Annotated in this window: 14 protein-coding genes; 12 read left to right on the forward strand and 2 right to left on the reverse strand. The window is 49.8% G+C overall.

Annotated features, from left to right (window positions below):
- Positions 1 to 6: 6 nt before the first annotated feature.
- From ACNA6I_RS02275 to ACNA6I_RS02305, 7 genes are all read left to right on the forward strand, one after another.
- Positions 7 to 576: a nicotinate-nucleotide adenylyltransferase gene (locus tag ACNA6I_RS02275; protein ID WP_416312908.1), complete on the forward strand. Its 570-nt coding sequence runs from the start codon at positions 7 to 9 to the stop codon at positions 574 to 576.
- Positions 569 to 1,135, forward strand: coding sequence for a bis(5'-nucleosyl)-tetraphosphatase (symmetrical) YqeK (gene yqeK, locus ACNA6I_RS02280; protein WP_048006160.1), 567 nt, complete (start codon positions 569 to 571; stop codon positions 1,133 to 1,135). The genes ACNA6I_RS02275 and yqeK overlap by 8 nt, the downstream gene beginning before the upstream one ends.
- Before the next feature lies 1 nt (position 1,136).
- Positions 1,137 to 1,481: a ribosome silencing factor gene (gene rsfS / locus ACNA6I_RS02285; RefSeq protein ID WP_048006159.1), complete on the forward strand. Its 345-nt coding sequence runs from the start codon at positions 1,137 to 1,139 to the stop codon at positions 1,479 to 1,481.
- Between the two features lie 3 nt (positions 1,482 to 1,484).
- A complete protein-coding gene (locus ACNA6I_RS02290) occupies positions 1,485 to 2,240 on the forward strand; it encodes a class I SAM-dependent DNA methyltransferase (protein WP_048006158.1) in 756 nt (251 codons plus the stop codon).
- A gap of 144 nt (positions 2,241 to 2,384) precedes the next feature.
- Positions 2,385 to 2,999 carry a helix-hairpin-helix domain-containing protein gene (locus ACNA6I_RS02295; RefSeq protein ID WP_048016275.1) on the forward strand — a complete coding sequence of 205 codons (615 nt, stop codon included), beginning with the start codon at positions 2,385 to 2,387 and terminating at the stop codon, positions 2,997 to 2,999.
- A gap of 87 nt (positions 3,000 to 3,086) precedes the next feature.
- On the forward strand, positions 3,087 to 3,650 hold the full coding sequence (locus ACNA6I_RS02300; protein WP_048006157.1) for a ComE operon protein 2: 564 nt from the start codon (positions 3,087 to 3,089) through the stop codon (positions 3,648 to 3,650).
- Entirely contained in the window at positions 3,643 to 5,916 is a 2,274-nt protein-coding gene (locus ACNA6I_RS02305; RefSeq protein WP_252264897.1) for a DNA internalization-related competence protein ComEC/Rec2, read from the forward strand. Before ACNA6I_RS02300 ends, ACNA6I_RS02305 begins: the two co-directional genes overlap by 8 nt.
- A gap of 135 nt (positions 5,917 to 6,051) precedes the next feature.
- On the opposite strand, the gene ACNA6I_RS02310 is transcribed toward ACNA6I_RS02305, so the two are convergent.
- Positions 6,052 to 6,186 (reverse strand): YqzM family protein, encoded by a 135-nt coding sequence (locus ACNA6I_RS02310; protein WP_048006155.1) that lies wholly within the window; start codon positions 6,184 to 6,186, stop codon positions 6,052 to 6,054.
- A 295-nt stretch (positions 6,187 to 6,481) separates the two neighbouring features.
- On the opposite strand from ACNA6I_RS02310, the gene holA reads away from it, so the two are divergent.
- Positions 6,482 to 7,501: a DNA polymerase III subunit delta gene (holA, locus tag ACNA6I_RS02315; RefSeq protein ID WP_416312909.1), complete on the forward strand. Its 1,020-nt coding sequence runs from the start codon at positions 6,482 to 6,484 to the stop codon at positions 7,499 to 7,501.
- Between the two features lie 354 nt (positions 7,502 to 7,855).
- Here holA and rpsT read toward each other — a convergent pair whose 3' ends face one another.
- On the reverse strand, positions 7,856 to 8,107 hold the full coding sequence (rpsT, locus tag ACNA6I_RS02320) for a 30S ribosomal protein S20 (RefSeq protein ID WP_048006153.1): 252 nt from the start codon (positions 8,105 to 8,107) through the stop codon (positions 7,856 to 7,858).
- Between the two features lie 190 nt (positions 8,108 to 8,297).
- Between rpsT and gpr the strand changes: the two genes are divergently transcribed.
- The 4 genes from gpr (at position 8,298) to lepA (ending at position 12,544) form a co-directional block, all read left to right on the forward strand.
- Positions 8,298 to 9,410 (forward strand): GPR endopeptidase, encoded by a 1,113-nt coding sequence (gene gpr / locus ACNA6I_RS02325; RefSeq protein WP_048006152.1) that lies wholly within the window; start codon positions 8,298 to 8,300, stop codon positions 9,408 to 9,410.
- 141 nt (positions 9,411 to 9,551) lie between these two features.
- Entirely contained in the window at positions 9,552 to 10,262 is a 711-nt protein-coding gene (spoIIP, locus tag ACNA6I_RS02330; protein ID WP_053072225.1) for a stage II sporulation protein P, read from the forward strand.
- 16 nt (positions 10,263 to 10,278) lie between these two features.
- Entirely contained in the window at positions 10,279 to 10,617 is a 339-nt protein-coding gene (locus tag ACNA6I_RS02335; protein ID WP_048006151.1) for a DUF3679 domain-containing protein, read from the forward strand.
- Positions 10,618 to 10,711: 94 nt separating this feature from the next.
- Positions 10,712 to 12,544, forward strand: a complete 1,833-nt coding sequence (gene lepA, locus ACNA6I_RS02340; RefSeq protein WP_048006150.1) for a translation elongation factor 4 — start codon at positions 10,712 to 10,714, stop codon at positions 12,542 to 12,544.
- Positions 12,545 to 12,627 lie beyond the last annotated feature (83 nt).

Below are 12,627 nucleotides of genomic sequence, written 5' to 3' on the forward strand. Positions count from 1 at the left end.
GTCGTGATGAACATGAAGATCGGGATTCTGGGCGGCACATTCAATCCGCCCCATATAGGTCATCTCATCGTGGCCGAACAGGTAAGGGACCAATCTGGTTTGGATGAAATCTGGTTCATGCCGAACGCGGTCCCTCCCCATAAGGTGATGGAAAGCCATGTGACGGCCGCCCAGCGCGTGGCCATGATCAAGGAAGCAATCAAGGAGCATACCCATTTCAGGCTCGAGTCGATCGAGCTTGAGAGGGAGGGTCCTTCCTACACGTATGAAACGATGCGGCTACTGAGGGAAAAGCATCCTCACCATGAATTTTCCTTCATCATAGGCGGGGATATGGTCGAATACCTTCCCAAGTGGAAGGAGATTGATGAACTACTGTCAACCATCACGTTCATCGGTGTCAACCGTCCGCTGTATTCCACTGACAGTCCGTATGAGATTACTTCATTGGAGATTCCCGCCATCGACATTTCTTCATCAAGGATCAGAAACCTTGCGAAAGAGAAGCGGTCCTTCCGCTATCTTGTTCCCGATGACGTCTATCGATTGATAAAGGGGGAGAAACTGTATGAATAGGGAAGAAGCCCTTTTAATCGTGAAAGAGCATTTAACGGAACATCGGTACATTCACACATGCGGTGTGATGGAAACCGCCATCCACCTCGCAGCAAAGTACGGGGCCGATGTAAAAAAGGCAGAGATTGCCGCCATATTCCACGACTATGCCAAGTTCAGGGATAAAGACGAGATGAAGGAAATCATCCTCTCGCATCACCTCGGTGATGAGCTTCTGGACTATAACGCGGAGCTGTGGCATGCACCCGTCGGCGCCTATCTTGTTGAAAAAGAAGTAGGCATCGATGATGAGGAAGTGCTGGAGGCGATACGGAATCATACATCCGGTAAGAGGGAGATGACCGTCCTTGATAAGGTCGTTTACCTTGCCGATTACATTGAGCCGAACCGGCAGTTCCCTGGTGTAGAGGAAGTCAGGGAGATGGCAGAAACCTCCCTTGACGAAGCATTGATTGCTTCGCTGCGCAATACCATGACATTTTTAATGAAGAAGAACCAGGCGATCCATCCGGATACATTCAGATTTTATAACGGATTGATCTTCGATAGGAGGAGTTAATATGGAACAGACATTAGTAGAATTGGCTTACAAAGCCGCAGATGATAAACGTGCAGAAGACATCGTGGTCCTTGATATGAAGGGTGTTTCCCTCATTGCGGACTACTTCCTTATCTGCCACGGGAACTCTGATAAACAGGTACAGGCCATTGCCCGGGAACTGAAGGATACAGCTGAAGAAAACGGCCACACGGTACGCCGTCTGGAAGGATTCGACCAGGCCCGCTGGATCCTTGTCGACCTTGGGGATGTCGTTGCCCACGTGTTCCACAAAGATGAGAGGGGCTACTACAACCTTGAGCGCCTGTGGGGAGATGCTTCATTGGTGGAAGTAGAACAAAGCTGACCCATGAGCTATGAAGGATTTGCCTACATATATGATCACCTGATGGAAGATGTTCCATATGATGGATGGGTGGATTTTGTGCAGGCACATGGTGAACGATATGGAAACGGTGGCAAACGGGTCCTTGATATTGCCTGTGGAACGGGTGAAATTTCTTTGAAGCTCATTGAATCCGGTTATGAAGTCACCGGTGTGGACTTATCTTCAGACATGCTCATGGTCGCCCGGGAGAAGGCGGATCGCAGGGGCGTCGCCCTTCCGCTCTTCAATCAGGACATGGCCGCTCTTGACGGACTTGGGTCCTATGATGTAGTGACCATCTTTTGTGACTCCCTGAACTACCTGGAGACCGAAGAGAGCGTGAAGAATACCTTCAAGAGCGTCCATGCTCATCTTGAGCAGGATGGTGTTTTCCTGTTTGATGTCCACTCTCTATTCAAGATGGATGAGATCTTCATGGATTCCAGCTTTACGTTGACCGATGAAGAGGTTTCGTATATTTGGGAAAGCTTCAAAGGTGAGTATCCCCATAGCGTCGAGCATGAACTGACATTCTTCGTGCGTGAGGAAGCGACAGGCCTCTATGAGAGGGTGGAAGAGCTTCATAAACAAAGAACGTATCCGGTTCAGCGCTATCAAGCGTGGCTCGAAGAAGCGGGATTCACCGTGAAGGAAATCACGGCAGATTACAAGGATGAGTCACCTGTAGAAGAAAGCGAACGCATTTTCTTTACGTGCGTAAAGAATACGGAAGCCTGATGATCATCGCATCATCAGGTTTTTTTATTCCAAGAAAAAAGAAGGATTTTCTCAGATGGTGTCGAATGAATCATGTACCACAGCAATTCTTCCAATCTCCCCTCTGTAAGACAACTACCCATACCCCCTACAAGAGGTGATCCCTTGCTACACGTTTTTGAGAAATATCGGACTCTCCTTTTCATCCTGGCAGGTGCCGTTGCCCTGTCACTCTTCCTTCTCTTCAAGCCTTCACCACCCCAACAGGAACCCCCCATCGCCATCGAAGCAAAAGAACCTGAAACCGACGCTCCTCAACCCGCTGAAACGGTCTCCACTTATGACAGGATCTTCGTTGACATCAAAGGGCAGGTGGAGCGCCCCGGTCTCTATGAACTGTCTCCCCATGAGAGAGTCGATGGGGTCGTGGAGATGGCCGGCGGATTCACGAAGGATGCCGACCGGAATGCCGTCAATCTAGCTTTGAAGGTGAGTGACGAAATGATGGTCTATGTCCCGAAGAAAGGTGAAGTGGAGAGTCCCCTTCCACCGGGCTCTCCTTCGGGCACGAGCGGAGGAGAAGCCGCACTTGTAAACATCAACTCTGCCACCTCAGAAGAGATTCAGACCCTCCCTGGAATCGGCCCTTCAAAGGCAGCTGCTTTCATTCAATACCGTGAGGAGAATGGGCCCTATAGGTCTGTGGACGATATCAAGAACATATCGGGTATCGGAGAGAAGACGTTTGAGCGATTGAAAGAATTGATTACCGTTCAATGAATTGACGTTGGACGCTTCTATGACTACACTAGTACAAGGCCGGGTGAGCCGGCGATAGACGAATTTCAGTAGAAAAGGGGAGTATTAATGGAACGAATTGCGTGGCATCAATATTTCATGGCTCAAAGTCATTTGCTGGCACTTAGGAGCACCTGTACAAGGCTTGCCGTCGGTGCGACGATTGTAAGGGATAAAAGGATCATTGCAGGAGGATATAACGGCTCCATCGCAGGCGGAGACCACTGTATCGACGAAGGCTGCTATGTGATTGATAATCATTGTGTGCGTACGATCCACGCAGAGATGAATGCCCTTCTCCAATGTGCCAAATTTGGCGTCGGTTCGGGACAGTCCGATATATATGTGACACATTTTCCTTGCCTGCAATGCTGCAAAGCCATAATCCAGGCGGGCATCACAACGGTTTATTACGCAAAAGATTATAAGAATCATCCTTATGCAATCCAGCTGTTTGAACAGGCGGGAGTCAAAGTGGAAAAGGTTCAATTCGATGAGAACAGCATCGATGTCCATCATCGGGAAAAAGCAGCCATGATCACCGGGATGATTGAAGACCTCAGGGCATGCGGGGCGGATGAAGAAAAAGTCAGCCACTATGAACAGGAATATATGAAACTGTTCAATGAATAGGGTCGATAGGGAGTTCTTTCTGTACGGAGGGATCTCCGTGTTGGCAGGGACGCTTCTGGCACTTCAATGGGTTTGGGGTGCTTTCGTTCTTTCCCTTCTGTTTCTCTCCCTGATCTTACGGAAATCCCCGCGGATCTTCCTTTGCTCCTTCCTTATCTTCCTCTCATACTTGAACGGCCTCTACCAACAGAACAGCCGCTTCAGCCTCCTTTCTCCAGATCAAACCACCTTCATGATCACCATAACGAACATCCCATCCATTGATGGAAACCGCTTCTCTTCTTCCATTGACACCGGAGGGGAATCGGCAGCCCTCACCTATTACTTGTCATCCCCATCAGAAAAAGAGCGTTTCTCATCGATATCCCCCGGAACGGCCTGTACCGTAACAGGGGAACTCCAGGCACCAAACGGGAGTGGGAACCCAAATTTATTCGATTACAAGGAATATCTGTATCAGCAGAAGACGTATTGGACCCTAAAAGTCGATTCTTTCAGCACGTGCGTCCCATCAAACAGTTGGCGCGATAAGCTTGTACAGGTCCGGGCGGAGGGGTTGAAGTTGATCGCTTCGTCCTTTCCACCTGAAGCGGTCGGCATCACCCAGGCCTTGCTATTCGGGGAAACGGGAGAGATAGCAGAAGAGACAATGGAGGCCTACAGAGCACTCGGTGTCGTTCATCTGCTTGCAATCTCGGGTCTTCATGTAGGCCTCATCTCGGCTGGAGTCTTCTTCTTTCTTCTCAGGGCGGGACTTCGGAAAGAACGGGCAGGGTGGGTCGTGATTGTATTCCTTCTGTGCTATATGGTCATGACGGGTGCCGCACCATCTGTCGTGAGGGCTTCGTCCATGCTCATCGTCATTCTCCTGGGGCAAAAAGCCTTCCTTGGGATCAAGACTCTCGATAGTCTCAGCCTCATCTTCAGTATAATGGTCTTTTATGACCCCTTCCTCTTGTTTCATGCCGGGTTCCAGCTGTCCTTCTTTGTCAGTTTTTCTCTCGTCCTCTCTTCCAACCGGATCCTCTCGAGCTCTTCAACCCTTCTGCAGGCCTTTAAGGTGACCTTCGTTTCCCAGGTGGCATCCTTGCCTTTCATCCTCCATCACTTCTTTGAGTTTTCCTTGATTGGATTTGTGACGAATCTCCTCTACGTTCCACTCTATTCCCTCGTCATCCTCCCCATGGCTTTCCTTCTGTATGCTGCAACGGTCATGGGCATCCATCTTCCCTTTGCCATGGATATATTCCAATCCCTGCTTTGGTGGACGGATCGTTTCTCCGTGTTCCTTGCTTCCTTCCCGTTCAGTACGCTCATTCTGGGCAAGCCGCACGCGATCTTGATAGCCGGTTACTTCGTCATCATATGGGCGGGTTTTTTGCTCGTGGAAAAAGGGAGGTGGATGAAATCCACGGTGATCCTTGTTTCTTTCATCAGTCTGCATCTTATATGGAATACGTACCGTCCATACGGAGAGATCACGTTCATCGATGTCGGGCAAGGGGATGCGATTCTAATCGATCTTCCTTTCAATCAGGGAACGTATCTGATCGATACAGGGGGGAATCTGATTTTCCCGCAGGAAGAGTGGGAGGAGAGGAAAAAAGCATTCTCGACGGGGAAAGATATCGTAGTGCCCTATTTGAAAAGCAAGGGCATCCGGTCGGTAGACAAACTGATCCTTACCCACGGCGATCTTGATCATGTAGGTGGAGCGGTGGATGTGCTGGAAGGACTGGATGTAAAAGAAGTATGGATCTCACCTGGGAGCGGGCAAAAGGAAGTGATGGCGAATGTCATGATTGCTGCAGGGGGGAGTGTCGTACGGGAAGCGAAGTTGGGGGACGCGTGGCAGGCGGGGGACAGCTCCTTTTCCATCCTTTCCCCCGATGACCAGGTGTATGAGGGGAATGATGATTCCCTTGTGATCTATGCCCATATCGGCGGGATGAAATGGCTTTTCACCGGTGATCTGGAAGAAAGCGGGGAAAGGAAGATGATCCGGCGGTACAACGTTGAAGCGGACGTCCTGAAGGTGGGGCACCACGGCAGTGCATCGAGTACGTCGGAGGAATTTTTGGAAAAGGTGGATGCCCAAGTGGCCATCATTTCAGCCGGAAAGGACAATCGATTCGGTCACCCGCACCCCGATGTGGTGGAGCGCCTGGGGAACAGGGGCGTAAAAATCTACAACACGGCGGACGATGGGGCGGTGACCTATCATTTTTGGAGGGGAAGCGGAACGTTTTCTGCCCACCGGCCATAGGATGGGAGTATGAAAAAAAGGCAGACCGGTAAAAGCGTCATGGAGCTTCAAGTCATGTGTAGGATACTTCGGTGAGTACCACATACGGGAATTGAAGAACCGTGACCCTTTTTGGTCTGCCTCCTTCCTGTTCTTTTATGAACCGATAAGTTTGATAACGGTTGCAATTACGAACATGACAGCGAAGAAGCCAAAAGAGACAACAAAGCCGACGCCTGAATCTACTGCATCATTACGTTTCGATTGTACGTTCTTTTCGAATTGATTCAACTTTTACCCCTCCTATTTCTATTTTAGTATAGAGCATCACCCGGTAAAAATCTATACTTTCACTTTACATTTTCCTTTACTGACAAGAGTTGTCACCCATAAGACCGAGGCATGGGGTGAAACTAATCCACAAGAGGGAAATACCGCTGCAGCTCAAGGTTCCTAGGTCTTTTGCTGTCGCGTTAATATAGATATAGGGGGTGTCCTTTACGGTGGGCGTCCCCTTTTCCACTTGCCAAATGGGTAAAGCTTTTCTACCATAGAGGGATAGAAAGAAATATTGGAGAGTGCTGTCTTGGTTATCGATATCTGGAAGAAAATAGAGAATGCCCGATTCTCCCCGATTTACTTAGTTTACGGAAATGAATCATTTATTATTAATGAAACCCGGCAAAGGATCATATCCCATGCCATCACGGAAGAAGAGATGGACTTCAACTTTTCGACCTATGATCTGGAAGAAACACCGGTGGAAGTGGCGATTGAAGATGCCGAAACCTTTCCATTCATGGGAGAGAGGAGAGTCGTGATCCTTCAGAACCCCATCTTCCTCACCTCGGAGAAATCAAAGGGGAAAGTGGAGCATAACGTGAAGCGCCTGGAAGATTACATACAGTCACCGGCCCCCTATACGATCCTTGTCATCACAGCTCACTATGAAAAGCTGGATGAGCGGAAAAAGATCATGAAAGCCTTGAAAAAAGCCGGAGAAGTGGTAGAGGCCAAGAAGCTGTCGGAACAGGAACTGAAATCGTGGATCCGCGAACGCGCCACGACGCATGGGGTTCAGATCGATGAAGAAGCAGTGGAGCTTCTCATCAATCTTGCCGGGACCAATCTGATGATGCTCACCCAGGAACTGGACAAGCTGTCCCTCTATGCGAGCGACACGAACCTCGTCGACGCCGCCGTCGTGGAAAAGCTTACGTCCCGTTCTCTTGAGCAGAATATCTTCGCCCTCGTGGACAAGGTTGTCCAAAGGCGTACCGACGAGGCACTCAGGATCTATTACGACCTCCTGAAGCAGAACGAAGAGCCCCTTAAGATCCTGGCCATCCTTGCCGGCCAGTTCCGCTTGATCTATGGAGTGAAGGAGCTGTCACGAAGGGGCTACGGCCAGCAAAAAATCGCCACCAACCTAAAGGTCCACCCCTTCAGGGTGAAGCTCGCCGCAGGACAGGCAAAACACTTCGACGACGCACAGCTGTCCCGCATCATCGACCTCCTCTCACAGGGAGATTACGAAATCAAATCCGGAAAAATCAAAAAAGAACTCATGATCGAGCTCTTCCTCTTAAAGCTGCATGCACTGTGAAGGGGAAAATGCATGACATGCACAGTATGAATAATTAGACGATCCTTTATCAAGACCCAGTAAAAATGAAAATGAACGTTCAAGAATTGATAGCAGGATGTTTTCTTCATGGGAAACCCCGTCGAGAATAACAGAGTGGATTGAAGCGGAAGGCGCTTGACTCCGGCGGGAAGTGAGGAAAGCTCGAGACCCCGGAGGCGCAGCCGAGGAGGCTCGACTTCCTCCCCGCGGAAAGCAAGCGCCTGGAGCGGAAAGGAACGGTCAACGTTCCACCTCAATCCCCATCTTCACAAAATAAAAGAACATATAAACACAAAAAAACCATTCCGATCATCAAACGGAATGGTTTTTTCATTAGTTCGCTTTTTTCATTAGGCGAGCTTTTTGGCGATCCGCAGTGTTTTTGTGGATCAAACCTTTTTGAGCTGCTTTGTCAAGCTGGCTCACGGCTACTTTCACTAGTTCTTGAGCGTTATCTTCGTTATTAGTAGCTGCCGCTTCTGCTTTCTTGATTGCAGTACGCATTGAAGATTTCACAGCTGCATTTTTAACGTTGCGTTCGTTGTTTGTTCTCACGCGTTTGATAGCTGATTTAATGTTTGGCATTTCTGTCACCTCCTACAAAAGGTTCGAGATTCTATTTGACTCGTGTATATTCCTAACTAATAAGAACAAGTGATATTTTATCAAACGCACCGGCAGAATGCAATACTCAGGATGAATTTAAACGGGTGAATGAAGCCGGGTGCTTAAGGAAAATATAATAGCAAGAATCCAGACGTGGGGGTATGCGCGCATGAAAAAGGAAGAAAACCTCGATTTAAGTGTTTATGAAGTCCGAACTGATCTCGCCGTTGAGGCACGTGAGATGGCACTCGCCGACCAAGGGGAGGATCAATCCGACATTCCCGGAGTCATCATCAAAGAAAAGGAAGAGGATGATGTGAAAGTGTCCCTCGTGTCGATCTCAAAGGAAGGCGAAGACAAGATCGGAAAGAAAGCGGGAAACTATCTGACCATTGAAGCCTATGGTATCCGGGAAGAGGATACAGAGCTCCAACAAAGGGTGGAGAAGATTTTTGCGAGGGAATTTTCGCGGTTCATCGAGAATAAGAACATCGCGAAAGACGCCAGCTGTTTGATCGTAGGACTGGGGAACTGGAATGTGACGCCGGACTCTCTCGGACCAAGGGTATGCGAGGATGTGATCGTGACCAGGCATCTGTTCAGGCTGCAGCCTGAATCCGTAGAGGAAGGGTATCGCTCCGTGAGTGCCATTGTTCCCGGGGTCATGGGGCTGACAGGGATCGAGACGAGCGATATCATCTTCGGTGTGGTGGAAAAGTCAAAACCGGACTTCATCATCGCCATCGATGCCCTTGCCTCACGTTCCATTGAAAGGGTGAATGCCACCATACAGATTTCGGATACGGGAATACATCCAGGTTCAGGCGTGGGGAACAAAAGGAAAGGGTTGGATGAAGAGACGCTCGGGGTACCCGTTTTTGCCATCGGTGTCCCGACCGTACTCGATGCGGTGACGATCGTCAGCGATACAGTGGATTTTCTATTGAAGCATTTCGGCAAAGAGCTGAAAGAAGGAGACCGCCCGTCCCGGTCCCTTGCCCCGGCCGGACTGAGCTTTGGGGAACGGCGCAAGCTAACCGAAGATGATCTGCCTGAGGAAGCTCACCGCCAGACATTTTTGGGAGTGGTCGGAACCCTCGCCGATGATGAAAAAAGGAAGCTGATTCATGAGGTCCTTGCCCCGATCGGCCATAATCTCATGGTTACACCGAAGGAAGTGGATGTGTTCATCGAAGACATGTCCAACCTGATCGCCAACGGGCTGAATGCTGCACTTCATGAGGCCGTCGACCAGGACGATACCGGATTCAAAACGAGATGATCGTCTGCCCCCTGCGTTGAGGGGGTTTTTGCATTTGGGTTTAAATCCGGGGGGATTTCCCGATAATGCTACTAATTGCCGTTCTATCATCTCTATCAGATGAATAGAAATACTAGTGAGAGGCATGAAAGAAGGTGCCTGATGATGGTAGAAAGTAATCATAGACGTTCTCTGACACGGTTTTTAAAAAACCCTGCCCTTCTCTTGTTTACCCTTACGCTCATCCCGGCCGGTCATCTATACAGTCATCCTACGGAAGGGGAGGTATTCTTGTATTTCACCCATTCAGAAGAAGCGTATGGGGACGGGAGTACGGTCATGGACGCCGGGGTTATGATCAAAAAAGAGCTGGAAAATGAGGGCATCCATGCTGAGCTTGACCGGACCGATGTGATCCGGCAGCTGCTTGAGCAGGATCTGCACTATGGAAGGGCGTATGAAAAGTCGAGGGAGCTTCTGATCCCTGTGATCCTCAGTCATCGGCAGCCGGTCACGCTCCTGGATATCCACCGTGACGCGGTGGATCCTTCCGTTTCGACGGCGACCATCCATGACAAACGATATGCGAGGATCGCTTTTGTCATCGGCCGGGATCAGCCGGGGTATGAGAAGAATCTTGAATTTGCCCGGGAAATGGTATCAAAACTAGAGTCCGCTTCTCCCGGTATCACCCGTGGGATCATCCTCAAAGGCGGTGCGGATACGGACGGGCGCTTCAACCAGGACCTGTCGGGTCATTCCCTCCTCCTGGAGTTCGGAGGGGTGGATAATTCGACCGATGAGATCGAACGGTCTGCCCGCGCTTTTTCAAAAGCGTACGCTGATTACCTGAACGGTGGGACGAAGAGATGAAAGGAGAAGGATGTTCATGAAGATGTTCACACTGAAATGTCTTGTTTTGGCGGTGGCCTTATTCCTCGGCGTGCTGATCGGAATGCAATATGCCAATGATGGGATCGTGGAAACGAAAGGCGCCCAGCATGACGATGCCTTCTCCGCACCGGTAAAGGTTTCGGAGGATCCTGAAGGGAATATTGAAGCAACCATTTTGGGAGAAGATGTCGAAGGGAAGACGCTTAAAGAAAAGAAAGAAAAGCTGGAGGAAATGAAAGCCTATAATTTCTTTTCATCCATCGGCAAAACCATCGCGGGTCTGGTGGAGGGCATCACCAATAAGCTCCTCGACTTCCTCAGTTCACTCATATAACCTGGCGGCTTCAGTTTACATTGAATATTGCAGATGGTACTGCTATAATTCAAACTAGTGTATATGTGTGGAATTTACAGGAGTTGAACATAGAATGAATCGTGAAGAAAAATTGAACAGACAGTCCAGGATCAGGAACTTTTCCATCATCGCGCATATCGATCATGGGAAATCGACCCTGGCTGACCGAATCCTTGAAAAGACAAAAGCGCTGACCGCCCGTGAAATGAAAGAGCAGCTGCTCGATTCCATGGACCTTGAGAGAGAGCGCGGTATTACAATCAAACTGAATTCAGTTCAGTTGAAATATGCGGCGAAAGACGGCGAGGAGTATATCTTCCATTTGATCGATACTCCGGGACACGTCGATTTTACATATGAAGTATCCCGAAGCCTTGCAGCGTGCGAAGGGGCCGTACTCGTAGTGGACGCAGCACAGGGGATCGAAGCACAGACCCTTGCCAACGTGTACCTTGCTTTGGACAATGATCTTGAAATCCTGCCGGTCATCAATAAGATCGACCTTCCTGCGGCAGATCCTGAAAGGGTCAGACAGGAAGTGGAAGATGTCATCGGTTTGGATGCATCGGATGCGGTCCTTGCTTCTGCCAAGGCGGGAATCGGAATCGAGGATATCCTCGAGCAGATCGTGGAGAAAGTACCTGCTCCACAGGGTGATCCCGATGCGCCACTGAAAGCACTGATCTTCGATTCCCTCTATGATGCATACAGAGGCGTTGTCGCATACATCCGTGTGATGGAAGGGACCGTCAAAGTCGGAGACAAAGTCCGTATGATGGCGACCGGGAAAGAATTCGAAGTCACCGAGGTCGGCGTTTTCACACCGAAACCGACTGGACTCAAGGAGCTTACCGTCGGGGATGTTGGTTTCCTGACAGCTTCCATCAAGAATGTAGGGGATACCCGTGTAGGGGACACCATCACCCTTGCAAACAACCCGGCTGAAGAAGCACTTCCAGGTTACCGCCGCATGAATCCGATGGTTTACTGCGGTCTGTACCCGATCGATTCCAATCGATACAATGATCTTCGTGAAGCCCTTGAAAAGCTTGAATTGAACGACTCGGCCCTTCAGTATGAACCTGAAACCTCCCAGGCACTCGGTTTCGGTTTCCGTTGTGGTTTCCTTGGACTCCTTCATATGGAGATCATCCAGGAACGGATCGAGAGGGAATTCAAGATCGACCTGATCACGACGGCACCGAGCGTTATCTATCACGTAGAGCTGACCGACGGAGAGACCCTCAGCGTCGATAATCCATCCATGATGCCGGACCCTCAGAAGGTCGATCATGTACAGGAGCCATATGTTAAGGCAACCATCATGGTGCCGAATGATTACGTGGGCGCCGTCATGGAGCTATGCCAGAATAAGCGCGGAAACTTCATCGACATGCAGTACATGGACGATACGCGCGTGAACATCGTCTACGAAATTCCCCTGGCGGAAATCGTCTATGACTTCTTCGATCAATTGAAGTCCAATACGAAAGGGTATGCTTCCTTCGATTATGAGCTTATCGGCTACAAAGAATCGAAGCTTGTGAAGATGGACATCCTCCTGAATGGAGAGAACGTCGATGCCCTCAGTTTCATCGTCCACAGGGATTTCGCCTACGAACGCGGGAAGCTCATCGTGGAAAAGCTCAAGCAGCTGATCCCGAGACAGCAGTTCGAAGTGCCGATCCAAGCGGCGATCGGACAAAAAATCGTTGCCCGTTCAACCATCAAGGCCATCCGCAAGAACGTACTGGCTAAATGTTACGGCGGGGACATCTCCCGTAAGCGTAAGCTTCTCGAGAAACAAAAAGAAGGTAAAAAGCGAATGAAGTCCGTCGGTTCCGTCGAGGTGCCTCAGGAAGCATTCATGGCCGTCCTTAAAATGGACGACACGGATTCAAAATAATGACCACCCCCAACGGATGGGGGCGCACACATACAGGGGGAAGGGGGAAAGCGTCGGATGATTCGGCGCTTGCCCCCTTTCTC

It is taken from the genome of Rossellomorea sp. FS2 (genome assembly GCF_047915635.1).
In the GTDB taxonomy this organism is placed as follows: domain Bacteria; phylum Bacillota; class Bacilli; order Bacillales; family Bacillaceae_B; genus Rossellomorea; species Rossellomorea marisflavi_A.